20 protein-coding genes and 1 pseudogene are annotated in these 24,322 nt (G+C 70.8%); 9 read left to right on the top strand and 12 right to left on the bottom strand.

Annotated features, from left to right (window positions below; translation table 11 throughout):
• Nucleotides 1-72 precede the first annotated feature (72 nt).
• A complete protein-coding gene (locus tag MOV08_RS35860; protein WP_275310385.1) occupies nt 73-2,874 on the top strand; it encodes a hypothetical protein in 2,802 nt (933 codons plus the stop codon).
• An 18-nt stretch (nt 2,875-2,892) separates the two neighbouring features.
• Here MOV08_RS35860 and MOV08_RS35855 read toward each other — a convergent pair whose 3' ends face one another.
• The gene (locus MOV08_RS35855) at nt 2,893-3,627 is read right to left on the bottom strand and encodes a VOC family protein (protein WP_239010212.1); all 735 of its coding nucleotides are present in this window, start codon (nt 3,625-3,627) and stop codon (nt 2,893-2,895) included.
• 292 nt (nt 3,628-3,919) lie between these two features.
• On the opposite strand from MOV08_RS35855, the gene MOV08_RS35850 reads away from it, so the two are divergent.
• The 4 genes from MOV08_RS35850 (at nt 3,920) to murJ (ending at nt 9,549) form a co-directional block, all read left to right on the top strand.
• Nucleotides 3,920-6,343 (top strand): SpoIIE family protein phosphatase, encoded by a 2,424-nt coding sequence (locus MOV08_RS35850; protein ID WP_275310384.1) that lies wholly within the window; start codon nt 3,920-3,922, stop codon nt 6,341-6,343.
• Between the two features lie 99 nt (nt 6,344-6,442).
• Nucleotides 6,443-6,634, top strand: a complete 192-nt coding sequence (locus MOV08_RS35845; RefSeq protein ID WP_039638455.1) for a hypothetical protein — start codon at nt 6,443-6,445, stop codon at nt 6,632-6,634.
• A 280-nt stretch (nt 6,635-6,914) separates the two neighbouring features.
• The gene (locus tag MOV08_RS35840; protein WP_039638454.1) at nt 6,915-7,421 is read left to right on the top strand and encodes a DinB family protein; all 507 of its coding nucleotides are present in this window, start codon (nt 6,915-6,917) and stop codon (nt 7,419-7,421) included.
• A gap of 301 nt (nt 7,422-7,722) precedes the next feature.
• Nucleotides 7,723-9,549, top strand: coding sequence for a murein biosynthesis integral membrane protein MurJ (gene murJ / locus MOV08_RS35835; RefSeq protein WP_275310383.1), 1,827 nt, complete (start codon nt 7,723-7,725; stop codon nt 9,547-9,549).
• Nucleotides 9,550-9,686: 137 nt separating this feature from the next.
• Here the strand turns inward: murJ and MOV08_RS35830 are convergent, their stop codons facing one another.
• From MOV08_RS35830 to MOV08_RS35810, 5 genes are all read right to left on the bottom strand, one after another.
• A complete protein-coding gene (locus MOV08_RS35830) occupies nt 9,687-9,920 on the bottom strand; it encodes a hypothetical protein (RefSeq protein ID WP_203232618.1) in 234 nt (77 codons plus the stop codon).
• Between the two features lie 286 nt (nt 9,921-10,206).
• A complete protein-coding gene (locus MOV08_RS35825; RefSeq protein WP_275310382.1) occupies nt 10,207-12,027 on the bottom strand; it encodes a hypothetical protein in 1,821 nt (606 codons plus the stop codon).
• A gap of 36 nt (nt 12,028-12,063) precedes the next feature.
• Complete coding sequence (locus MOV08_RS35820) at nt 12,064-13,146, bottom strand: RICIN domain-containing protein (RefSeq protein ID WP_275310381.1); 1,083 nt, start codon at nt 13,144-13,146, stop codon at nt 12,064-12,066.
• 507 nt (nt 13,147-13,653) lie between these two features.
• Nucleotides 13,654-14,076 carry a Rid family hydrolase gene (locus MOV08_RS35815; RefSeq protein ID WP_275310380.1) on the bottom strand — a complete coding sequence of 141 codons (423 nt, stop codon included), beginning with the start codon at nt 14,074-14,076 and terminating at the stop codon, nt 13,654-13,656.
• A 47-nt stretch (nt 14,077-14,123) separates the two neighbouring features.
• The gene (locus tag MOV08_RS35810; RefSeq protein ID WP_275310379.1) at nt 14,124-14,798 is read right to left on the bottom strand and encodes an HD domain-containing protein; all 675 of its coding nucleotides are present in this window, start codon (nt 14,796-14,798) and stop codon (nt 14,124-14,126) included.
• 71 nt (nt 14,799-14,869) lie between these two features.
• Here MOV08_RS35810 and MOV08_RS35805 point away from each other — a divergent pair, with 71 nt between their 5' ends.
• Nucleotides 14,870-15,850 (top strand): GlxA family transcriptional regulator, encoded by a 981-nt coding sequence (locus tag MOV08_RS35805; RefSeq protein ID WP_275310378.1) that lies wholly within the window; start codon nt 14,870-14,872, stop codon nt 15,848-15,850.
• 152 nt (nt 15,851-16,002) lie between these two features.
• Here the strand turns inward: MOV08_RS35805 and MOV08_RS44235 are convergent.
• A pseudogene (locus tag MOV08_RS44235) lies at nt 16,003-16,207 on the bottom strand (IS630 family transposase); the annotation flags it as partial.
• An 89-nt stretch (nt 16,208-16,296) separates the two neighbouring features.
• Nucleotides 16,297-16,755, bottom strand: coding sequence for an Lrp/AsnC family transcriptional regulator (locus MOV08_RS35800; RefSeq protein WP_078876019.1), 459 nt, complete (start codon nt 16,753-16,755; stop codon nt 16,297-16,299).
• 170 nt (nt 16,756-16,925) lie between these two features.
• Between MOV08_RS35800 and MOV08_RS35795 the strand changes: the two genes are divergently transcribed.
• Nucleotides 16,926-17,570 carry an AzlC family ABC transporter permease gene (locus MOV08_RS35795; RefSeq protein WP_107489711.1) on the top strand — a complete coding sequence of 215 codons (645 nt, stop codon included), beginning with the start codon at nt 16,926-16,928 and terminating at the stop codon, nt 17,568-17,570.
• The gene (locus MOV08_RS35790; protein ID WP_275310377.1) at nt 17,563-17,892 is read left to right on the top strand and encodes a branched-chain amino acid transporter permease; all 330 of its coding nucleotides are present in this window, start codon (nt 17,563-17,565) and stop codon (nt 17,890-17,892) included. The genes MOV08_RS35795 and MOV08_RS35790 overlap by 8 nt, the downstream gene beginning before the upstream one ends.
• A 170-nt stretch (nt 17,893-18,062) precedes the next feature.
• Here MOV08_RS35790 and MOV08_RS35785 read toward each other — a convergent pair whose 3' ends face one another.
• From MOV08_RS35785 to MOV08_RS35770, 4 genes are all read right to left on the bottom strand, one after another.
• A complete protein-coding gene (locus MOV08_RS35785) occupies nt 18,063-18,941 on the bottom strand; it encodes a GNAT family N-acetyltransferase (protein ID WP_275310376.1) in 879 nt (292 codons plus the stop codon).
• A 33-nt stretch (nt 18,942-18,974) separates the two neighbouring features.
• Nucleotides 18,975-20,426 carry an amino acid permease gene (locus tag MOV08_RS35780; protein WP_275312003.1) on the bottom strand — a complete coding sequence of 484 codons (1,452 nt, stop codon included), beginning with the start codon at nt 20,424-20,426 and terminating at the stop codon, nt 18,975-18,977.
• Between the two features lie 162 nt (nt 20,427-20,588).
• On the bottom strand, nt 20,589-21,545 hold the full coding sequence (locus tag MOV08_RS35775; RefSeq protein WP_275310375.1) for a serine/threonine-protein kinase: 957 nt from the start codon (nt 21,543-21,545) through the stop codon (nt 20,589-20,591).
• Nucleotides 21,546-21,764: 219 nt separating this feature from the next.
• Nucleotides 21,765-23,195: an MFS transporter gene (locus MOV08_RS35770; protein ID WP_275310374.1), complete on the bottom strand. Its 1,431-nt coding sequence runs from the start codon at nt 23,193-23,195 to the stop codon at nt 21,765-21,767.
• 672 nt (nt 23,196-23,867) lie between these two features.
• Here MOV08_RS35770 and MOV08_RS35765 point away from each other — a divergent pair.
• Nucleotides 23,868-24,263, top strand: a complete 396-nt coding sequence (locus MOV08_RS35765) for a winged helix-turn-helix domain-containing protein (protein WP_235092664.1) — start codon at nt 23,868-23,870, stop codon at nt 24,261-24,263.
• Nucleotides 24,264-24,322: the final 59 nt, after the last annotated feature.

Raw genomic sequence — 24,322 nt, 5'->3', positions numbered from 1 at the left:
CAGAACCGTAGCTTCCGGCCGCGCGGCGGTGGCACAATGCCGGCCTTATTCGGAACCAGCCTCAGGGGCACCATGGCGCCGAACGCACCGGATTCCCAGATACCCGTCTTCCACGGAGCCGGCCACCTGCTGCGGCTGATCGCCGACCTCGTCCGTCGGCCGCGCCGCAGGGAGTGTCCGGAACCGGTGCGGCACCGCGGTGTCGCCCAGGGCCGCGAGGGGCTCCCGGTGATCTGCCTGGTCGCCGGCGACGACCACGCCCAACTCGCCCGCGGCATCAGCTACTTCCTCGGTCACGCCGACCCCCGCCGGGTCCCGCACTGCCTGCACGATCTGGGCGCCGAGCCGTCGCCGGCCGACCCCGAGTCGGTGGAGGCGGTGCGCCGCACGCTGGAGCGGCTGGCGCAGGGCTTCGCGCGCAGCGTCAACGGCGCCGACGGCCGGGTCCGCTTCCGACGGTTCGGCCTGGTCAACTGGCTGGTGCAGACCGGCGCAAGCGGCGATCCGGACGGCGCGGGCGATGTCGAGGGCACCGACCACAGCCTCCTCCAGCGGCTGCGGGAGCGGGAGTTCCGGCGCCGCCGGGTGTTCGGCCTGCTGCGGGCGCCGGAGACCGAACTGGCGGTGGACGGCCATGTGCCGTGGTGGGTCTGGCTGTTCGCGCTGCACCTCTTCCCGCTGGCGTGGTTCCGGGTCCGCCGCGGGCTGGGCCGGGAGTACCGCTGGCTGCTCAACCAGCCCTACCTCGCCCCGCGCGACCCGGGCACCTTCCTCGGCTTCGCGGAACGGCTGACCGTGCCGCACAACCAGGTCGAGGACCCCGAGCAGCTGCGCAAGCTGATGGTCAACGCCTTCCTGGAGGACCTGCGGACCGCCTTCCGCCGCCGCCCGTGGCGCCCGCGCTCCTCCCGCCGCACCGCGTACTGCGTCGCCCTGCTGGACGGCGTGGACGCCGACAACTGCGGCCATCCGCTGCTGCGCACCGTCATCGACGTCCGCAACGAGACCGGCGCCTTCGATCCGCTGCTGGTCGTCGCCTGCGGCGCCCGGCCACCCGCCGAGGGCACCGGGACCCGCGCCGACTGGGGCCACAGCTCCCTGTGGGAGCTCTCCGACCGGCTCTACGGCGGCTGGCGGGACACCTTCCTGCACACCGGCCGGGCCCGCAACCGCGCACCCTGGTACCTTCCGGTCACCGTGCCCCCGCTGATGCCGCCCTCCGACGACCCGGTGGCCAAGGCCCGATATGAGCTGACGCGACGTCAAGAAGTGGCTCAGGACGCCAGGTTGCGCCTGCCCGAACCGCCGCTGTGGGCGCGCCGGGCGGTCTCCGTCGCGGCCGTGTGCTGCGTGACCGCGGCGCTGCTGGGGGCCGGCGGGCTGCTCTGGGGCGAAGAGAGCGCCTACCGCCGGGCGCACTGCGGGCTGAGCCGCTTCCAGGACGACGCCGACACCCTGCGCACCGTGGAGACCGGCGAGTGCATCGGGGTCTCCCGGCACGGCTTCACCTTCCACTCCCCCGACGCCGAGCTGAACAAGACCCTGCGCACCATCGCCGACCAGAACGCCCGCGCCGACCAGATCCACCAGGCGTCCCCGGAGCGCCCGTTCGTGACCCTCGTCCACCTCTCCGCGCTGCTCAGCAGCACCGGCAAGTCCACCGCCCAGCTCGCCTACGGCCGGGAGGCGCTCCAGGGGGCGGCCGGCGCCCAGTCCCGGCAGCTGCGCACCACCGGCAGCACCGAGCCGATCCTGCGGATCTTCCCCGCCAACGCCGGGTCCGGTATGCGCTTCGGCACCCAAGTCGTCCAGATCCTGGAGGAGTTGCAGGGCAAGGACCCCTCCATCGTCGGCGTCACCGGCCTCGACCAGAGCCGTGAGGCCACCAACCGGACGATCCGCAAGCTGACCGAGGCGGGGCTGCCGATGGTCGCCACCACCCTCTCCGCGGACTCCCTGGTCCGACAGTCGCCGATGTACTTCCAGGTGTCGCCGCAGAACAGCCGGGAGGCGGAGGTCGCCGCCGCCTACGCCGAACACCTCGTCGGCGCCCGGACCAGGCCCACCCGCCAGGTCCGGGTGATCGCCTCCGCCGACCCCACCGACACCTACAGCACGACCCTCGGCGACGACGTCGCCAAGCAGTTCCGGGCCCGCGGCTTCGCGGTCGAGCGGACCGCCTTCAGCCCCCCGCCGCCCCCGGGCGGCGAGCCGTCCTCGGACGCGCCCGGTGCCGGCTCGGTCGGCCAGCGCAGCTGCTCCTACCCGGGGCTGGTCTTCTACGCCGGCCGCGCCGAGGACTTCGAGACCTTCCTCGGCGGGATCAACGAGTCCTGCAACTCCGCCCCGCCGGCCGTCTTCGGCGGCGACGACGTGGCGCGGCTGGCCGCCGACCCGGTCCGCCGTGCGCAGTACCCCGGAATCCCCTACGACTTCCTGGACTTCACCCTCGGTTCGGCGCGCTGCGACGACGCAAGCGGGCTGTACGCGGAGATGTCCCGGCTCTTCCCCGAGGAGTGCGCCAAGGTCCCCAACTCGTCCCTCGACGGACACGCCGCGCTCGGCTTCGACGCGGTGAAGCTGTACGTCGACGCGGTCAGGCAACTGCGCGAGGACGCCGCGGGGATGCCGCTGACGCCGCCCGCGGTGTGGCACGCGATCAGCGGGGTGCACGGGGACGAGGCGCTCGACGGGGAGAGCGGGATCATCGGCTTCGGCGGCGAGGTGGACCGTCAGGTCCCGCTGGACAAGCTGCTGTCGGTGCAGCACATCGACGGCGTCGGCAAGCCCACCCAAGTCGGCTACTGCGGCCGGCTCGGCGGCCGCACCCAGTCGTCGTGGTGTCCGGCGCTGACGCCGGAAAAGGGTCGATGACCGCTCCCGTGACGGGCGTCAGGGCGGCGACCCCGGCCCCGTCACGGTGAACAACCCGCCGTCGGGGTCGCGCACCATCGCCTGGCTCCCGTTCCCGTCCCACGTCGCGGTCACCGGCGTGATGGTCCCGCCGGCGTCCACCGCGGCCTCGGTCACCGCCGCGACGTCCGGCACCCGGAAGTGCACGTGCCACTGCGGCCGCACCCGCGGGTCCGGGGCCGCCTCCACGGCGCCGCCGCGCAGCGCCGCCACCACGTGCGTCCCGTCGTGCACGATCACCTGGTCGTGCTCGTACGTCACCTGGCAGCCGCCCGGCTTCTCCGACGCCCAGTCGAAGACCTCGGCGTAGAAGATGGCCGCGGCGAACGCGTCCCTGGTCCGCAGCTCCAGCATCGCCGGGGCGTGGCCGGTCCCCACCGACCAGGCCAGCGTCTGCCCCTCCCAGAAGCCGAAGGTGGCGCCGTCCCGGTCCGCGGCGAGGGCGGCCCGCCCCGGGCCGAGCTTGAGCGGCCCGACGGCGACCGTGGCGCCGCGCTCGCGGATCCGGGCCGCGGTGTCGTCGCCGTCGGCCACCGCGAAGTACGCGGTCCAGGCCACCGGCACCTGGAAGCTCGGTGCCAGCGCGCCGATCCCGGCGACCGGCTCCCCGTCGAGCAGGGCGACCGAGAACTCCTCGCCGAGACTGGCCGACCGGAACCGCCAGCCCAGCACGGAACCGTAGAAGCGGTGCGCGGAGGGCAGGTCGCTGGTCATCAGGCTCACCCAGCAGGGCGCGCCGCGTGCCGGAGCGGCCGGACGTGGGGACGGCATGGACATCTGCCTCCTGCATGCTCGGGCCTGTCCGACGGGTGAGCGTGGATCAGCCCGCGCGGGTCGGCATGGGTCGCGGCCGGGCCCTCGGCGCCCCCACCCACTGTGCCAGCGACCGCCCGACCCCGCACCAAGGGACACCGGCGCCGCCGGTCGCCCGCTCGGGGCAGGGCCGGTTGTGCCGGTGGGGGCCGGGCTCGATGCTGGAGGTACTGAACCGGGCTGGGTTGATGCCATGAACGCATGGAACGCGGCGACGAGCGCCGACTTCCGTGGTCCCCTCGACGTCACCAGGGCGGCCACAGCGGTTCTGGACGCCCGGGGGCTGGTGATCGGGTGGAGTGCGGCGGCCCGGAAGCTGTTGGGGTACGCCCCGGAGGAGATCATCGGCCGGCCGATCGGCACGTTCCTGCCGGACGCCGCGGACGCGGCAGCCGCGGCGGGAACCGCGCAGCCGTCGCCCGCGGAGATGGTCAACATCGAGACCCGGACCGCACGGCACGCCGACGGCCACCGTCTGGCGGTGGCGATCACGATGTGTCCGCTGGCCGACACCCTGCCGGCGGCACCCCGGGGACCGGCCCGGGTGATGGTGGCGACCGCACTGGACGACCTGCGGTCCTGGGAGTCGCGCCAGGCGATGCTGCACGGGCTGGCGACGCAGTCACCGGTGGGACTGGCCATCTACGACGAAGCGCTGCGCCTGACGTGGTTCAACAGCTCGTACGGACGGGAGATCGGGCTGCCGCTGCGGCAGTTGATCGGCAAACGGGCCGACGAACTGTATCCGGGCGAGTTCGTCACGGAGGGCTACCCGCGCACCCTGCACACGGTGATGGGCCATGTGCTGGCCACCGGTGAGCCCTTCCTCGACCTGCACTTCGTCGGCGAGCAGCCCACCGACCCGGGCACCAAACACGTCTGGTCCTGCTCCTACTACCGGCTCCAGGACCCGGACGGGCGGGTGCTGGGCGTGTGCGAGGACTCCTTCGACATCACCGACCGCTATCAGGCGCAGCGCCGGCTGAACCTCCTGGTGGAGGCCGGCCGGCGGATCGGCACCACGCTGGACATGGTCGGCACCGCCCGGGAGGTGACGGCGGTCGCGGTACCGGACTTCGCGGCCACGGTCACCGTCGACCTGCTGCGGTCGGTGCTGGAGGGCGGGGACCCGGAACCTGGCGAGGGCGGGATGCCCGAGCTGGTCCGGGTCGCCGCCCGCTCCCGGGACGACCCGCCGGACCGGCCGCCGCTCCCGCCGTACCCGGTCGTCTACCAGCGGGGCACGCTCCCGTACCGGAGCCTGTCGTCGGGCGGTCTGATCCGCACGGAGCGGGCGATCGTGGTGCCGCTGCGGGCCGGCGGCACCCTCATGGGGCTGGTGACCTTCGACCGCGGGGACAGTTCGTCGGTCTTCGACGGCGGCGAGATCGACCTGGCCGACGAGCTGGTCATCCGGGCCGCGGTCTCGATCGACAACGCCCGCCGGTTCGCCCGCGAGCACGCCGCGGCGCTCACCCTCCAGCGCAATCTGCTGCCCCAGCGCCTGCCCCCGCAGTCCGCTGTGGACATGGCCTACCGCTATCTGCCCAGCGACGACCGGGCCGGGGTGGGCGGCGACTGGTTCGACGTGATCGGGCTGTCCGGCACCCGGGTCGGCCTGGTGGTCGGGGACGTGGTCGGGCACGGCCTCCAGGCCGCGGCCACCATGGGCCGGCTGCGGACGACCGTACGGGCGCTGGCCCGGATGGACCTGGCGCCCGACGAACTGCTGAGCCGGCTCGACGACCTGGTGGGGCAGACCCCGGAGGAGCGCGCGGCGGGAGCCGTCGTCGAACCCGCCCCGGACGACGTGGCCACCGGGGTGACCTGCCTGTACGCGGTCTACGACCCGGTGTCACGGCACTGCACGACGGCCCGGGCCGGGCATCCGCCGCCGGTGCTGGTCGCCCCCGGCGGCGAGGTGTCGTTCCCGGACCTGCCGGCCGGTCCCCCGCTGGGGCTGGGCGGCCTGCCGTTCGAGTCGTGGGAGACCGAGCTGCCGGCGGGCAGCCTGCTGGCGCTGTTCACCGACGGGCTGCTGCGCGGTCGGGACCGCGACGTCGACAGCGGCCTGGCGCTCCTCGGCGAGGTGCTGCGGGAGAACCACCGGCCGCTGGAGGAACTGTGCGACCGCGCGGTCGCGCAACTGCTGCCGAGTGGGGCGGCGCCGGACGACGCGGCGCTGCTGCTGGTGCGGACCCGGGAACTGGACGCCCGGCAGGTGGCCGCCTGGGAGCTGCCCGCGGAGCCGGCCGCGGTGAGCACCGCCCGCGAACTGGCCACCCGGCAGCTGGCCGAGTGGGGCCTCGCGGAGCTGTCGTACGCGACCGAGCTGGCGGTCAGCGAGCTGGTCACCAATGCCGTCCGGCACGCCTCGGGACCGGTGCACCTGCGGCTGCTGCGGGATCTGGCGCTGGTGACGGAGGTCTCCGACACCGGCCACACCTCGCCGCACCTGCGGTACGCGGCCAGCGACGACGAGGGCGGCCGGGGGCTGTTCATCGTCGCGCAGCTGGTGCAGCGCTGGGGGACGCGGTACACGCCGTTCGGCAAGACGATCTGGACGGAGCAGGCGTTCCCGCCGCACTACCCCGGGGCCCCGCGGCCGGTGGGCTGAGCGGGCGGCCCGGTGTACGCCGTGCGGGTCGCCGGCGCCCGTCCCATGATGGAACCAGCGAGGTCCCGGCACTCGGCGGGCGCGGACAAAGGAGGACCTGTGACGACCAATGGCAGTAAGACTCCGGCCGAGCGACGGCCGGTGGAGCTGTACACGGGTAGCGAGCGGCCCTTCGACGCGGAGGACCTGGTCAGGGCATCCGGGCGCGAACCCACCCCGCAGAGCCTGGAGTGGGCACAGCGCCTGATCGAGGAGAAGGGCCGAGCCGCCATCGAGCGGTATCTGCCCTAGGGCCTGTCGTCAAACTCCCGTCGTTCGCCCGGAGGGCGGGCCTCGCGGCGTCTGGTGCGTGCGATCTCAAGGCGGAGGGTCGTCCCGGTACCGGGCGTACCGGGATGAGCCCGACAACGCGGAGAGCGTGCGTGCCAGGCGTCGCGAGGCAGGCGGGAGTTTGACGACAGGCCCCAGGGATGGCGGTGCGGCGGTGACGCCGCGCCCCGTCCGTACGGCCCGGAGGCGACGGCCCCCGGGCCGCGGCATGCGGTGCGGCCCGCCGCTACCCTCTCCGTACATGACAATTGAACGGATCGATCCGCCCTCGCAGGCCGGTGAGCGCGAGATGCTCCGCGCCTACCTGGACTTCCACCGGGCCACCCTGGCCATGAAGGTCGAGGGGCTGACCGACGAACAGCTGCGGCGGCGCTCCATGCCGCCGTCGACGCTCTCCCTGCTCGGCCTGGTGCGGCACATGGCCGAGGTGGAGCGCACCTGGTTCCGCCGGGTGGTCAACGGTGAGGACATTCCGCTGGTCTGGTCCGAAGAGGGCGACTACCAGGCCGCGTTCGACGACTCCGGGTCCACCGGCGCGTCGGCCTTCGCCACCTGGCAGACGGAGGTGGCGCACTCCCGGCGCATCGAGGAGGCCGCCGGGTCCCTGGACCTCACCGCCTACCAGCCCCGCTGGGGCGAGCACGTCTCGCTCCGCCTGATCATGCTGCACATGATCCACGAGTACGCCCGGCACAACGGCCATGCCGACTTCCTGCGCGAGGGCGTGGACGGCACCGTCGGTCCCTGATCCCACGGCGCAGACCGCTCACCGACAGCACGCACAAGGTCCCTTCCCCGTACGGGAAAGGGACCTTGTGAGGGTGCGCGGAGCGCCCGGCCGGCCTTGCACCTGCATTTCCCACCGGTTGGTGGGCGTCTTTCCTTGGACCACGGACGCGCGACTCCCGTCCGCAGGACCGGAGTTCGTTCATGATCATACCGAACTTCGGGGGCGCTCCCGACCAGGCAGACTTCCCCCGAACCTGACGCAAAAGTCCCGGCCCGAGGCAACCCGTGAACGGCGGGCCGGCGCGGAATGCGAAGGTGTCATGGCGAACGACGACGGGCCGTGGGGCCCGTCCTGGTGGGGAGGAACGGACATGGCCGCGCCGAGTGAAGAGTCCAACGGGGCGGGAGGGCTGCACAGCCGACTGCCGGACGACACCGTCCCCCTGCGCGTCTCCACCGCGCGGGACCCCGCGCCTGCCGCGACGTCCGAACCCGAACCCGAACCGAAGGGCGGCGGCTCCCGTCTGGCCAAGTCCAGTGCGCTGATGGCCGCGGGCACCATCGTGTCGCGGATCACGGGCTTCCTGCGCACGCTCGTCATGGCGGCCGCGATCGGCGTCGGCACGCTCAACGACTCCTATCAGGTCGCCAACGTCCTGCCCACGATGATCTATGTGCTGGTCGGCGGCGGCGCGCTGAACGCGGTGTTCGTCCCCCAGCTCGTGCGCGCCATGAAGAACGACGAGGACGGCGGCGAGTCGTACGCCAACCGCCTGCTCACCCTCGTCGTCATCGTCCTCGCCGGTGCCACGACGCTCTGCGTCCTGGCCGCGCCGCTGCTGGTCCGCGTGATGTCCCCGGACATCGCCGCCGACCCGCAACGCATGGCCCTGACCGTGGCCTTCGCCCGCTACTGCCTCCCGACCATGTTCTTCATGGGGATCCACGTCATCCTCGGGCAGATCCTCAACGCCCGCGGCCGGTTCGGCGCCATGATGTGGACCCCCGTCCTCAACAACGTCGTCATCATCGCCTCCTTCGCCGCCTTCATCTGGGCCTTCGGCGGCTTCACCGACTCCGGCGTGAGCCCGGCGACCATCACCCCCGAAGGCGTCCGACTGCTGGGCCTGGGCACCCTGCTCGGGCTGGCCGTCCAGGCGTTGGCCATGCTGCCGTATCTGCGCGACGCCGGCGTCCGGCTCCGCCCTCGCTTCGACTTCCGCGGTCACGGTCTGGGCAGGGCCGCCGGCCTGGCCAAGTGGACGCTGCTGTTCGTGCTCGCCAACCAGCTCGGCCTGATCGTCGTCACCGAACTCGCCACCAAGGCCGGCGCCGCCGCCGAACGCGCCGGCCACCCCGGCTCCGGCTTCACCACGTACCAATTCGCCTACCAGATCTGGCAGATGCCGCAGGCCATCATCACCGTTTCGGTCATGACCGCCGTGCTGCCCCGGATCTCCCGCGCCGCCCTGGACGGCGACGCCGCGGCCGTCCGCGACGACATCTCCTACGGCCTGCGCACCTCGGCCGTCGCCGTCGTGCCGTGCGCCTTCGCCTTCCTGGCCCTGGGCATGCCGATGGCCACGCTGCTCTACGCCAGTTCGGGAACCGAGGGCGCACAGGGCATCGGCCGCGCCCTGATGGGCTTCGGCCTGGGCCTCATCCCCTACTCCGCGCAGTACGTCGTGCTGCGCGGCTTCTACGCCTACGAGGACACCCGCACGCCCTTCTACAACACCCTGGTCGTCGCCGCCGTCAACGCCGCCGCGTCCGCGGCGTGCTTCGTCCTCCTCCCCGCGCACTGGGCGGTGGCCGGCATGGCCGCCTCCTACGGGCTGGGCTTCGCCGTCGGCATCGCGGTCGCCTGGCGCCGGCTGCGCAAGCGCCTGGACGGCGACCTCGACGGCCCCCGCGTGCTGCGCACCTATGTGCGCCTGTGCACCGCCGCGGCCCCCGCCGCGCTCGCCGGCGGAGCCGCCTCGACGGCCCTGCTGCACGCCCTGGGCACCGGCGCCCTGGCCTCCCTGGTCGCGCTGCTCGTCGGCGCCGCACTCCTGCTGGGCCTCTTCCTGGCCCTCGCCCGCCTGCTCAAACTCCCGGAGCTCGACGCCCTGTTCGCCATGCTCCGCAGCCGGCTCGGCCGCTGAGCCTCGGCAGTGCCCCCGACGCGCCGTCGCCGTCTGACCGACGGCGCGTCGTCGTACCCGGCCCGCCCGGCCCGCCCGGCCCGCCCGGCCTGCTCCGGGCCGGCGGCGAGCGCTTCCGCGGGCGCCCGTGTGTGGCGTCATGGCCGGCGCCCCTCCCAGGCCATCTCCTTGAGTGCCATCCGGGCGGCCGGGGCGTGGCCGGGGATGTCGGCCCAGTAGGGGTGCGTGGCGATCTCCACGGAGAGCCGCTGGAGTCTGCGGCGCAACACGGTCGTGCGCGCCGGACTCTCCTCGGCGGCGAGCTGTTGATAGGCGGCGTACCAGGCGGACTGGGCCTGGACGAGGTCGGCGGGGAAGACGTAGTCGGTCACAACCAAAATTGCATCACGTGTTCGAATTACGGCGCAGCACTCACACGAGTGAAGATGACCGGCCCGGTGCGACTGAGCGTTGTAGTTGGCGCTGAGCGTTCCACTTGGCCGGTCGAGCGCGAGGATCGCCTGGTAGGCGTGCCTGGTGCCATAGGCGACACCTGAGTGCGGTGGCTGACACTGTGGCTTCGTCTGGGGCCTTGTGGGAGGGCGCCGGGCCCATGTGGGCCCGGCGCCGACTCGGAGTGTCCTTGTGCCGGAATCGGCGTTCCGGACACAGGGTGCTTTAGTGGGCTTTAGCCAGGGCTTTGAAGAAGTTGCCGAAGGTTTCGAGGCTGCGGGTGCCGGCCTTCTTCGTGAAGGCGCCGACAGTGTCCCATTCGCCGATGGTCTGGCCGATGTTGGCGGTCAGTACGGTGCCGGCGGCCGTGTCCTTGGCTACTTGGTCCACGGGGGTGGCCCAGTCGATGGCCGTGGGAACCTGGGTGGTCAGGGCGACCGCCCCCTGCAACACCTTGCCGGGGATCTTGCTCTCGATGACGGTGCCTGTGACCACCTGGGCGCCCTTCTTGCCGAGGTAGTCGAAGACCCGGGCGGCATCGGATGCGCTCTTGCTGGCGATCGCCCCCACGAAGGCCCGCCCGCTGTTGCTGACGATCACGTTGGCGACCTTGTTCAAGCGGGCCGCGGCCCAAGCGCCCTTCGCGCCCTTGGCCACGGCACCGACGACCGGGAGAGCAGCCAGCACATCCGCTGCGAGGGTGACGCCATCGGCGGCGTCCACCTTCCCCTTGAGGGAGATGGCCTTGGCGTGCAGGCCGAGCGACGCGGCAGCGGTGACGGCGGCGATGGGGCCCGCGATCACGGACACCCCCGGGATGAAGGTCAGGACGCCGGCGACGGCACTGACCATCCCCAGGACATCACCCCAGAAGCTCCAGCGGTCGATCTCCTTCTGCTTCGCCTTGGCCAGCTCGGCGGCCCAGTCCGCGGTCTTCTGGTAGAGCCACTGCTCTTCCTTGCCCCGGGTCTCGATGACCTTGGCCAGCTCCCGGTCCACGAAGAAGCACTGCAACTGGTACTCCGCCTGCACGGCCAGGGCAATGTCCACCAGGTCGTACAGCAGCCCGTCGGGGATGCGCTTGGTGGGGTATCCGTGGTCCTTCAACCGCCACAGATCCACGTCGACGCCGGACCCCTTGAAGGACGTGTCCTCGGGCCGCTCGTTCCCCTGCTCGTCCCAGGGGTCGGAGTTGAACGCGTTGCTACGTCGGCCGAGTTCGCGGGCGATCTCCGGATCGTGGAAGTCCACGATGCTGTTCACGGTGTGGATGCGTCGGAAGAGAGGCCGCAGGTACGTGTCTGCAAGGTCGTCGCCTTCCGGGTCGTAGTCGCGGATCTCGTCGGGCTCGCGCCCGGTGTCGCCGCCGTGCCAGATCTTGATGATCGGTTTAACCAACTCCTCGGCCAGTTTCGTAAAAGGCCCGACTTTGAGGTGATCTGCGATCACCTGGGACACGAGCTGTTCGCCCTGTTCGTACGCCTCCCGCTTGCAGAGTCCCTCGGGTTTGAAGGCACCGTTCTCATCCGACTCGTCCAGCTCTTCTGGGGTTCGGGGGAAGTGAGCGTCGGTTTCGGAGGTCTTCTGCTTCCACTTGGCGACCAGGTCTTTGGCTGCCTGGTCGCGCTTGTCCTTCGTGAACCACAGGGCCGCAGCCCCATCCAGGCCACGGGCTACGCCATCGATCGCGCGGTGGGCGGCGGCTTGGTTGAGAGAGTCGACGAACGCCTCGGCCTGCGCACGCGCCTGGGGAGAGGAGGCGATGTAGTAGCGGAATTGCTCGTCCAGCCGCTTCAGGGCGGCAACGATGCGCTGTTCTTGGAAGGTGAAGGAGCGCACGAGCTGGCTGATGCGGTAACGGTCCGCATCGTGCAGGGAGTTCGGGTCCCAGCCCCACATCTGCACCGCTTCGCCCTCGTGCTGGGCGAACCGATTGAGCTCCTTGTGTGCGGCCTGCACGACCAGGTCGTGCACGGAGGCGTTGTAGCCGAGGTTCTTCAGCTGGGTGGCGGCTTCGCTTTCCAGTGTGTACAGCGGCTTGTTCATGACGAGGTCCTTTACGTTCCGTGGCGGCGGGCGGCTTTAGGTGAAGGCGATGGTGTTGCAGACGCCGGCCAGGATCTCGACGTAGTGGTCCCATTCAGCGATGTTCTCGGTGGAGATGGAGAAGTCCGCCATCGCCAACCGGCCCGGGATCGGCACGAAGACGTGCAACTGGCGCACCACGGTGGGTGGGCCGCCGTTGGCCAGGAGGTTGACCGGTTCTTCGACCTTGCTTTCCTGGGTCAGCAGCACCACGCGCCCGGTGGGTATCCGGGAGACACCGACCTCGGCCTCGGGATGGATCGCGCCCAGCGTGCGTGCCAGGCGATCGACCGTTTCCTCGTTGTTCAACTCGCTGGGCCGGGCAACGACCGTCAACATCGCCGAGCTCAGACGCTGCTGCTGCGTCGCCGCCAGCAGGACGCCGGCGTAGACGGCCCCGGCCGCGGTCAGCATCTCGAACATGGTCTGCTGCGCCAGGACGGCGTGGGCGAGTTCCTCCTGCGACGGCGGGGGATCGAGCTGCCCGAGCTGTTCGAGCAGTCGGTCGGTGTTCTCCTCCACGGAGGCCACCAGGTCCAGGGAGCTGAACTCCTGGGGGACGGAGAACGTCAGCGGCAGCTCGACCCCGGATGCCGCCTCAGGAACCCGCTCCATCGTCCACTGCCGATAGGCGTGGGAATCTGACGGGTCGTCGTAGATCTCCACCTGGGCGCCGGCCGCGTCGCTGTGACCCACGATGTTGAGCCAGCGACCGCCGACCACACACTTCAGCGCCCAGACATCACCGTCCGAGGCGGTCTCCTTGACGAGCTCCCACATGTAGCTGTCTTCGTGGTCCTGCTCGTAGATGAACTCTTCCAGCTTGGTACTGGCATCGCCGCTGTGTCCCCAGGGGTGTAGGTACGACTGCCGCCGCTGCATGTTGCGCAGCATGAAGCGCCCCTGGGCGTTGCCCTGTCGCAACTCCCACAGTTGCGACGTGCGTTCCTCCCCCTGCCGCAGCGGCTGCATCTCGACCATGCCGTGCTCCGGGCGGTCCTGACTGGGATTCCCGGTCAGGTACAACCCGGTCTTCTTGCTCTTGATCAGATACTGACTGCCTTCCAGCAGCTCGCTCACGAACCCTCCCCTGTCACTCGTTCGGAGCAGCAACTCCACAGAGCTGCGGGAGGCGTGTAAAGCCCGCCAGTGCACGGCAGGGCAAGATCGGCCAGTACCAACTGGCGTGCGAAACCAGCCCCGGACGCCAGAAGCAACCGGTTCCTCATTTCGGGCGCCCATGTCCATGCGCTGCAACTTGGCCTGGACGGCAGCGGCAGCCACAGGGCCTTCCCGAGTCGGCATCTGAGCTTTCCAAGCCAACTGCCCACGCGGGAGGCAGCTGCGGGCAGCTCTGCGCTGACTCGATCACATTCACCCGATCGAATGATGCTGACGCGACAGGCACCTGCCGGTGTGCCTGCTCCAACCGCCCCGACGCGCAATACCGACTCGGGCGCTTCGAGGTGACGGAGCTGGCAGTACGGTTGAGAATCCGCCCGCTGTGACGGCCGGTTGGTACAGAAGCGAACCTCACGTCCGCCGTGACGAGCCCCTGGGCCGGAGAGCGGGCCCAGGGGCGGCGGTCTACCGGGATGCGTCGGGATACGCGGCGGTCGCGCGGATTTCGATGAGGAGTCCGGGGCTGGCGAGTCCGCTGACCCCGATGATCGTCCAGGTCGGGTAGGGCGCGTTGACGAGGCGCTGTTTGGCATCGATGAAGCCGGGCAGGTGCTGGCGGATGTCGACGTGGTAGCTGGTGACGTCGACGAGGGCGGACGTGTCGAGGTTCTCCAGCCGAAGGATCTCTTCGATCTTCAAGATGGCGATCTCGGTCTGCTCTTCAATGGTGTCCGGGATGGTTCCGTCGGCGCGGCGACCGATCGTTCCGGCGATGAACAGGAGGCCGTGCGCGCGGACCGCGGCGGAATAGCCGAAGCTTGCGAAGGCGCTGATGGTTTGCCCGAAGACGGCGTTGTCCTCGGGGACCTCGACAGTGTGGATGGTCATTGCGGTGCTGCCCTTTCTCTGTTGATGGGGTCGTGGAGTCCGTGGAGTCAGTTGCCCCAGCGGGACGAACGGCAGGCGTGCTCCAGCCGGGTCCGGCCGAAGGTCTCGCGTTCACGGAGGAATTCGCCGGGGATCGTGTACCGGGGTGCGCTCTTCGGGTCTTTCGCGGCTTGCGCGACGATCGCGTCGGTGAGTGAGCGGATCATGTCCAGCCGTGGATAGGCGGCGTGCACGACGTCGGCCTGCTTGTCGGTGACGGCGTCGACGTGTCCGGCGCCCAGTGGGCCGCCGAAGTCGAGGGCGACGCCTTCGCGGACGAGCACGCACAGCGTTCCGCGGCGTTCCGCGATGCCCGGGGAGGTGTGCAGGGCGATGGCCTGCCAGACCTGGTCGGCGTCGGCTGCGGGTACTCCGTGGTCGATCAGGAATGCGGCGGCCCGGTCGGCGCCTTCGACCTCGAACCGCTGGCTGTGCGGGCCGTCCGAGGCCACGCCGAGGTCGTGCATCGCGCACGCGGCGAACAACAGGTCGTCGTGGTAGTCGTGGCCGGCGGTCAGGCCGAGGCGGCCGGCAACCAGCCGGGCGAACAGGTAGCTGCGGATGCTGTGGTTGAAGACGGACGGCGTTTCCACCGGTCGGACGAGGTTCATGACGGCGTCGGCAAGTGGTGTGCCGGGCAGCGTGATCGGGTCGGCGGTCGTCTCGTGCGTAGGTCCGGTCATGTCTTCAGCCTGGCCGCAACCGCCCTGACCTGGTGAGAGGCAAAAATTCCATACTTCGTTAGAATCTTGCCATGGCAGTGCATCGAGTAGCGGTCCTGGCGCTGGACGGGGTCACCCCACTCGACCTGGCGATCCCGACGCAGATCTTCACCACCCGGCCGGAAACCCCCTACGAGATGACCCTGTGCGCGCTGGAGGCGCAGGTGGCGACCACTGCGGGCTTCGCACTGGTCGCCGACGGGGGCCTGGAACAGGTGCGCACCGCCGACACCCTGATCGTGCCGGGATTCGAACCGATCCTCCCGTTGCCGGACGCCGTGCTCGATGCACTGGCCGAAGCCCGCGAACGAGGCAAGCGTGTGGTGTCGATCTGCACGGGCGCCTTCGCGCTGGCCGCGGCAGGCGTACTGGACGGGCTGCACGCCACGACCCACTGGAAGCACATCGACGAGTTCGAGCGGGACTTCCCGGCCGTCGCGGTCGACCGCGACGTGCTCTACGTCGACGAGGGCGACGTGCTCACCTCGGCCGGGGTGTGCTGCGGCATCGACCTGTGCCTGCATATCGTGCGCCGCGACCTGGGAGCGGAGGTGGCCAACCAGATCGCCCGCGGTCTGGTCGCCGCCCCCCACCGAGACGGTGGGCAGGCCCAGTACGTGCCGGCTCCCGTCGCGGTGGCCGGTCAGGAGTCGCTGTCCGGTACCCGTGGATGGGCCCTGGACCGGCTCGGCGAGCCGCTCACGCTGCGCGTGCTTGCCCGACACGCGGGCCTCTCGCAGCGCACCTTCATGCGGCGGTTCGCCGAGGAGACGGGCACGACCCCGTTGCAGTGGCTGCTCAACGCCCGGCTCGGCAGGGCGCGGGAACTGCTGGAAACCACGGACCGCTCGGTGGAACAGGTGGCGCGGGACTGCGGGCTGGGCACGGCAGCCAACCTGCGGCTGCACTTCCGGCGCGCACTGGACACCACCCCCACTTCCTACCGCCGCACCTTCGCACGCTCGACGTCGCGCAGTCCGGCCTGTTCACCAGCAGCCCCGCGCGCGGACTGAGAATGGCCATCACGGCACTGAAAGGCTCCGGAGGGGGTTCGCCGCCGTCCAAGCTGCCGGGCGGCGGTGACGCTGCCCGCGAACTCCGACTCCCGTGCCATCCGCAACTCCCCTGAGCGGTACGACGATGGATTCCTACTGACCTCGGCGCTTCACGGTGACGGTGGTGGGAGGTCGGGGGAGAGCCCGGTCCCGGCGAGGAAGCCGTCGAGGACGTCGGGGCGGTGCTGCGGCCGTTTGAGTCGGTTGCGCACGAGTGTGGCAGGGTGGTCGAGGGCGACGCTGGAGAGGTTCGCGAGGCTGCGTGTGGTGGGCCCACAGATACTCGACCGCGTTCAGCTCGGGTGCGTACGCGGGGGGGGACGACCGGGGCCGACGGCAAACCGGAGTGCGTGACGTACCCCCTGACGGCCGTCCCGTCCGCGCCGCCCGCCCGAACGGGGTGCTCAGAGGTCGGCCTTGATCTTCTTCATCGTCAGATGGGACTCCACCCGCAGCACGCCGCGCAGGCCCGTCAGCTTGCGGGTCAGGAACTCCTCGTAGGCGGCGTGGTCGGCGACCGCGACGCGCAGGAAGTAGTCCGGCCGCCCGAAGAACCGACGGAGCTCGACGACCTCTTCATAGGCCGCCACCGTGTCCTCGAACTCCTCGACGGTCGCGCGGTCGGTGGCGTACACCTCGACGTCCACCAGGACCTCCAGGCCGCGGCCGACCGCCGCGGAATCGATGACGGCCCGGTAGCCGGAGATGACACCGTCCTCCTCCAGGCGCTTGACCCGGCGCAGGCACGGCGGCGGGGTCAGCCCGACGCGCTTGGCGAGCTCGACGTTGGTCAGCCGCCCGTCCCGGCGCAGCTGAAACAAAATTTCCCGATCGATGGCATCCAGCTCGATTTCCTTACTCACACGGCGATCCTAGAGGCATAATCAGCAACCAAATAAGATCCATTTCGTCCTAAAATTGCGACATGGCAATACCTTCGGCCCGTGTCGACGCCCCCGCTCGGCCCGCGCCTCCCGCACCCTCCCCCCGCACACCGCCCCAGGCCCGCGCCGCCTTGAAGGACTCCGCCTCGGTGGGCCTGGGCCTCGTCCCGCTCGGCCTCGCCTTCGGCGTGCTCGTCACCCACTCCGGCCTCGCCTGGTGGTGGGCGACCCTGTTCACCACCCTCATCTACGCCGGGTCCTTCGAGTTCCTGCTGATCGGCCTGGTCACCGCCGTCGCGCCGCTGGCGACGGTCGCGCTGACCGCCTTCCTCGTCAACATCCGGCACGTCTTCTACGCGCTGTCGTTCCCGCTGCACCGCGTCAAGGGCCGCCCCGCCAAGGCGTACAGCACCTTCGCCCTCACCGACGAGGCGTACGCCCTGACCACCGGCGAGCGGGCACGCTCCTGGCCCGGCCGCCGCATCCTGTGGCTGCAGTTGTTCATGCACCTGTACTGGGCCGGCAGCGCCACCGCCGGGGCCCTGCTCGGCTCGCTCATACCCGACAGCGTCACCGGCCTGGACTTCGCGCTGACCGCCCTGTTCACCGTCCTGGCCCTCGACGCCATCCGGGACCGGCGGGGCGACCTGCCCACCCCCGCCCTGGCCCTGCTCAGCGCGCTGGCCGCCCGCCTCGTCTTCCCCGACCAGTTGCTCCCGGCCGCCTTCGCCCTGTTCACCGCCGGGCTGCTGGCCCGCCACTTCGCCACCGGCAGGAGGTCCGCCCGTGCCTGACACCCACTACCTCGTCGCGGCGGTCGCCGTCTCCGCCGCCGTCACCTGGGCCCTGCGCGCCCTTCCCTTCGCCGCGCTCGCCCCGCTGCGCGCCAGCGCGACCGTCCAGTACCTCAGCCGCCGCATGCCCGCCGGCGTCATGGTCATCCTGCTCGTCTACTGCCTGCGCGACCTGCCGGTGACCGAGCCGCGCGCGCTCGCCCCCCTGACGGCCCTGGCCGTCACCATCGGCCTGCACCTGTGGCGCCGCAACGCCCTGCTGAGCATCCTCGGCGGCACCGCCGTCCATGTGGCCCTGGCGAGCACGGTCTTCGCCCACTGACCGGGCGAGCGGGGGCCGGCCGGCGCCGAACGGGACAGGGTCCGCGCAAAGGGCATCGCCGCCATCGACGTGGCCGGCATGCCGACGCGTGAGGACATCGGGGTGCCCCGCACCCCCGTGGTGGGACGTGGGGCGCGGGGCACGCCGGTCGCGTGCCGGGGCGGATTCCGTCAGCCCAGTTCGAGGCTGGTGACGCCGAAGGTGTGGGCGGCGTCCGCGGACGGGACCGGGCCGGTGTACATGCGGACGGTGTGGGAACGGGGGGTCAGGCCGCGGGCGACGGCCAACGTGTGGGCGGGGGTGCGGGGTTCGGGGATGTCGATGCTGACCTCGTCTGCGGGGTCGAGGTGGGCGGTGAGGGCGTCGAAGAGGGCCTCCGCGGTCTCCGGGGTGTCGGCGAAGAGCGGGCCGATGCGGTGGCCGGAGTGGGCCGGGCGGAGCACGCCGTAGCCGGCGACCCGGCCGTCCCTGAGGTGGACCCGGGCGGTGTGGCCGGGGGCGGTCAGCCAGCGGGCGAGGAAGTCGCGCCGGTCCGCGGGGAAACAGCGGCGGTCATAGGCGGCGATCGCGTCGAGGTGGGCGGCGGTGACCGGGTGGGTGTCCGGGGAGGGCCGGGCGCCGGAGGTGGGGCGGCCGGTGTAGCGGAGGGTGTCGTGGGCGGGGGTGAAGCCGGCCCGACGGTAGGTGGCCTGCTGGGCGGGGACCGCGTCCAGGCCGACGGTCCGGGTCCCGGCGTGCGGGAAGGCGGTGCGCCAGGTGGCGAGGCCGAGGCCCTGACCGCGGAGACCGGGGGCGACGAGGTAGAAGCCCAAGAAGGCGTAGTCGTCGGAGTAGTTGACGATCGAGAGGGCCGAGACGGTGCGGTCGCCGAGGCGGCCGAGGAAGAAGCCGTCGGGGTCGGTGGGGTGGAAGTGGCTGATGTCGCCCTCGCCCGGGTTCCAGCCCTCGTCGGCGGTCCAGCCGACGATCTCGTGCCAGAGGTCCAACGGGGCCGCGGTGACGGCGAGTTCACCGTCGTGGGCCGGGGCGGTGCGGGTGGTCGGTCGCATCGGGGGTGCGTCCCTTTCTGAGGGGGGCTTCGGTCAGATCAGGTCCATGGCCGCGACCTCGTCGGGGCTGCCGTAGCTGACCGGCCCCTGGAAGCGGCGGCGGGCGGTGGCGAACCACCAGACCGTGGCGATCACCAGGACCGCCGCCAGTGCGATCGGCGCGTAGTTGAAGGACTCCGGGGTGACCGGGTACTGCTGCGGCAGCATGAAGAGGATGTTGCTGAGGGCGATCCAGATCACGGCGATCGCGGCGACGGGCTTGCCGTAGCGGCCGAGGTTCCACGGTCCGGCCTGGAAGTCGTCGAGCCGCAGGCGGAGGAAGATGGGCACGCCGTAGGAGAGGAAGAGGCCCACCACGTTGACGCTGACGACCGCGGTGAAGGCGGTGTGCGACCACCAGCCGGGGACGACCAGGAGCAGCGAGCAGACGGCGGCGAGCCAGACGGCCTTGACGGGGGTGCGGGTGCGGTCGGAGACCGAGTGCCACCAACGGGAGCCGGGCATCGCGCCGTCGCGGGAGAAGGCGAAGATCTGCCGGGTGTTGCTGGTCATGTTGGCGAGTCCGCAGAAGAGCATGGCGCCGATGACGATCAGCAGCAGGAACTTCGCGGAGTGCACGCCGAGCGCGTCGATGAGAATCCGTACCGGAGGGGCGTCGTCCGCCGCGGCCCGGCCATAGTCGCGGATGGCGTACACCAGAGCGAGCATGAGGACCAGTCCGGTGAGCGCGGAGCAGGTGATCGCCCGCATGATCCCGCGCGGGGCATTGACGGTGGCCTTCACCGTTTCTTCGGACATGTGGAAACTGCCGTCGAAGCCGGTGAACGTCCAGCTGGTGACGAGCAGGCCGAGCATTCCGCCGTAAATGGCGTTGGTGAAGCCGGTGTTGTTGACGAAGTGGGTGGCGAAGGACGGCTCTTGATGGTGTGTCGGAATCAGCGCGAGGGCGGCGACGATGACCACCATGCCGATCAGCAGCCACCACACGGAAATCCGGTTGAGTACGGCGACCAGTCGGACGGTGTAGGTGTTCGCAAGCGCTTGCACCAGCAAAATCACCGCGGTGATGCCGACCGTCTGCGGTGCGGTGGGCTGATAGGACGGCCATTGCATGGCGATGAACGCCTGGATGAAGGTGGCGGCGGCGAAGTTGGTGGCGGCGGTGCCGCCGACCTGGCCGACGAAGTTGAGCCAGCCGGTGTACCAGGACCAGGCGCCCTGGTGGCGCTTGGCGAGCTTGCCCGCGGAGAAGTAGAGCGCGCCGCTGGTCGGGTACGCGGAGGCGATCTCGCCCATGGCGGCTCCGACGAACAGCACCATGACGGAGACGCCGATCCAGCCGAATATCAGGATCCGCGGTCCGCCGGCGTTCAGGCCGAAACCGAAGGAGGAGAAGATGCCGGAAATGATGTTGATGATGGTGAAGGAGATGGCGAAATTGTCAAAGGCGCGGAATCTGCGGGTGAGTTTCCGCGGATAGCCCATGGCGTGCAGGGTCGCGTCGTCGTCGAGGGCGGCGGGGTCCACGCCCTGCGGAGTTTTCGAGCGGGTTTTTACGCGGGTCGGGGAGGACGTACGCTCGGGCACTGCCGGAACCTTTCTGCTGGTGGGGGGTGAGTGATGCGGCGAAGGCATACGGTCGGCACGTCACAGAGCGTGCGGGACGGGAAGTCCGCACGCTCTCCGGGCTTTTGTCAATTGCTCCTCGGGATCACCGAAGGCGCTCCATGGCATTCGGGAGGCATACGGCCCCATCGCCGTGAGGACCTCGCGGGCCTCGAATTCGTGTTTCGCCATGAACAGCGCGTGGGCGAGATACGCCAGATCGACGACCGGGGTGAAGCGATATCCGGCCACGGTGGGGAACCAGTTGCGGTGCACGCCCGTTGCGGCGGTGATCCACTGCGGCTGCTCCCAGGCGTGGTCGGCCAGCGGCGTGTCGGGGTTGTAGTCCTCGACGAGTGCCACCAGGGGCAGCAGCCGGAGCGGCGAGGAGGCCGCGGCGCGCTGGCTGAGGAAGGCGGCGACGTCCCAGCTCGCGCTGGACGAGCCGCCGTACCGGGTGAAGAAGAAGGACAGGAAGCGGTGGTGGGCCTCGCGGTGCCAGGGGTCGAGCCGGAGGACGTGCGCGAAGAGGTACCAGGGGCCGGTGGGCGAGGTCAACAGCCCCTGGGGGGCGGGGTCCTGCGGGCGGTCGAGGCGGGCCAGGGCGAGCCGGGCGACCCAGGGGGTGGGGTCCTCGGGGGCCAGTTTCGCGGCCCGTTCGCAGGCGGTGCGCGCTATCCGCTCCAGGGCGCCGGCCCGGCGGTCGCCGGCGTCGGCCATGCGCAGGGCCCGGAGCATCGCCACCCGCGCCCATAACAGAGCGGCGTCCGGTCCCGGTTCTTCGGCGAGCCAGCGTTCGGCCAGGTCGGTACCGGCCGCCTCGGAGGCCAGCACCAGTGACCGGTGGGCCCGTAGCTCGAAATCCTGCCGGGTGTCCCGCAGTACCTCATGAGCGCTCAAGTAGCGCCCGGCCCGGACATCCATACACGCTCGCGCCAGCGCCCGGTCATCGGCTGCTGGACTCCATACGTACTGCCCCTCGAAAGAGCCGGCCGGCATGTTCCCCTCCCGGTCCACGCGGGTGCCTTGCGGCACCCGCGCATTCCGTCCATGCCGAATTCGGCTGGACCGCCGCCGCTGGTCAGTCGGCAGCGGCCCACACCCTACTCATTTCCTCCTCATTTCGAAAACAGTCGTCTGGAATATCTGGTTCCGCACCTTTTCGCCACAAGGCGTTTGAAAGGGGAACCACCGCGCAGGAGCTTTTGATTGGCATATTCACTCCTTCCCGCAGACCAGCCATGCCACCGCTCCGCCGAGCGCCGCGACCGCACCCGCGACGAGGAACACCGCGCCCAGCCCCTCCGCGTACGCCACCGGTGGGGCGCCGGCCCCGGTCCCCGGTACGGAGCGGTGGAAGACGGTGCCCAACAGGGCGATGCCCAGCGCCAGTCCGAGCTGGCGGGCGCTGTTGGCCGCCGCGCTGGCCACGCCGCTGTGGGCCGGATCCACCGAGCCCATGGCGAGCGCCGGCAGGACCGGCGAGACCAGTCCGGCGCCCACGCCGGTGACGATCAGCCCGGGTATCAACACCGGCCAGTTCGCGCCGGGTTGGGCGACCAGGAGCAGCAGCAGGTCTCCGGCCGCCACCAGGAGGGTTCCCCCGCCGACGCTCCACCGGGCGGGCATCCGGTGCAGCGCGCCGCCGACCAGCGCGGAGGTGGCGAAGAAGGCCACCGGCTGGGCGGTGATGACGAGGGAGGTGGCGAACGCGCCGAGCCCGGCACCGTTCTGGAGCCAGAGCGAGAGCACCGGCAGGAAGGCGAACCCGCCGAGGTAGTAGGCGCCGGAGGCGAGCAGCAGACCGTTGAAGGCAGGCTTGCGGAACAGCCCGAGCGGCACCATGGGGTGGGTCGCCGCACGTTCCACGAGGGCGAAGGCGAGCAGCAGTACCACACCGAGGCCGAAGCCCAGCAGGGTCGAGCCATCGCCCCAACCGGCCTCGCCGCCGCGGACGAAGCCGAAGGTGATGCCGGTCGCGGCGAGGCTGAAGGTGACGATTCCCGGCCAGTCGATCCGGGCCGCGCTGCGGGCGCGGTCGGCGGGCACCTTGGTGGCCAGCCACAGCGCCACGGCGCAGACCGGCAGCGCGCCGTAGAAGATCCATTGCCAGGACAGCAGTTGGGTGAGCGTGCCGCCCGCGACGTTGCCGATACCGGCGGCGGCGCCGGCGACCGCACCCCAGACGGCGAAGGCCCGGGCCCGGTCCCGGCCGGTGTAGGCGAGGCCGATCAGCGGCACGAGGGTGGCGAACATCGCCGCGCCCGCGATGCCCTGCACCGCACGGGCGGCGATGAGGAGAGGGACGTTTCCGGCCAGCGCGCAGGCGAGCGTGGCGGCCGTGAAGAGCGCGAGCCCCAGGAGGTAGAGGCGCTTGCGGCCCAGGGCGTCGCCGAGCGAGCCCATCCCCAGGAGCAGTCCGGCCAGGGCGAGGGTGTAGACGTCGGTGATCCACTGCAGGGCCCCGAAGTCGGCGCCCAGATCGCCGGCCATACGGGGCAGCGCGACCGTCACGATCGTGGCGTAGACCAGCAGCAGGAAGGTGCCCAGGCAGGCCGCCACGAGGGGCAGCCATCTCCCGGGCGGCGGCGGGGTGTTGTCGGGCAGGGCGGAGGTGCGGGGCGGCCGGCCGGCCAGGTGTGCGTCCATGACCCCACCTTGATGTAAGGCCCTTATTCAGCAGAACCCTTACCCTTCTCGACGCGGTACGGCGACACCGCAACCGGCGCCGGAGGCAGAAGGCTTCATAGGGAATGCGTAAGGGAATCGCCGGACAGGGAAACGATTCCCAGGAGGTCGACGACCCGCTCCTGCGGACCGCCGACCGGCCCGAAGGTCGCCAAACACGAAATCGGCTCAAGAGCAACCGTAATTAGCGGAAGCTACTATCCGGAAGCGCGCGATCACATGTAGCGTTCGTTCGGACCGGTGACGTGACGGTTGTTCACGTCATGGCCGAGTACGGGCACGGGCGCGAGCGCTCTCCCCAACAGGGACGGGAGGGTGTTCGGCCCGTTGGGCGCACCCGCATCACGAGTGTCGGTGTACCGGCCCGGCCTCTCACCGGGCTGCACAGCGTTCGCGGCACAGCGGTACCGCAGGCCGCACGCCGAGCACCGCCACGTCTGTCCGAACACGCCTGCTTTGCAAGAGGAATGGGCCCAGATCATGTTTATGAACGCGTCGACGACCCCCCTTGCGTTGCGACCGGATGCCGATTTCGGCCGGCCGGCAAAGGCCGGCCCCGGCGGAGGACCACCCTTGGCGGTCGACCGGCTCCCCGACGGCAAGTGGCAACTCACCTTGCACGATTTGGAACCCGTGTCGGTTCACCGACTGACCTCGGACAAGCTGCACATCATCCTCGCCCCGCCGTGCGCCGGGCCGACCGTGCCCGTCGCCGGTGCGCAGCCGCCGGCCGGCGAGCTCGCGCCCGACCCGGTCCAGATCGACACCGCGGCGCGCACCGTCTCCATCGACGGCCGTCAGATCGACATCCCCCGGCTGGAGTTCGACCTGCTGGCCCACCTGGTGCTGCACCCGCGACGGGCCTTCACCCGGCAGCAGCTGATGGCCGCGGTCTGGCCGGACTGCCGGTCCAGCGACCGCACGGTGGACGTGCACATCGCCCGGCTGCGCCGGCGGCTGGGCCCGGGGCGGCGGAAGCTGATCACCACCGTCTTCGGCATCGGCTACAAGTACCTGCCGACGCCGTGACTCCGTCGGCGTAGCCGGTACGGGTGGACGGGCCGGCGGCCGACGTACGACAACGGCCG

Origin of the sequence: Streptomyces yunnanensis (assembly GCF_029011865.1) — a bacterium.
Classification (GTDB): domain Bacteria; phylum Actinomycetota; class Actinomycetes; order Streptomycetales; family Streptomycetaceae; genus Streptomyces; species Streptomyces yunnanensis.
The sequence above is the reverse complement of the archived record's forward strand: the minus strand, read 5'-3'. Positions and strand labels throughout refer to the sequence as shown.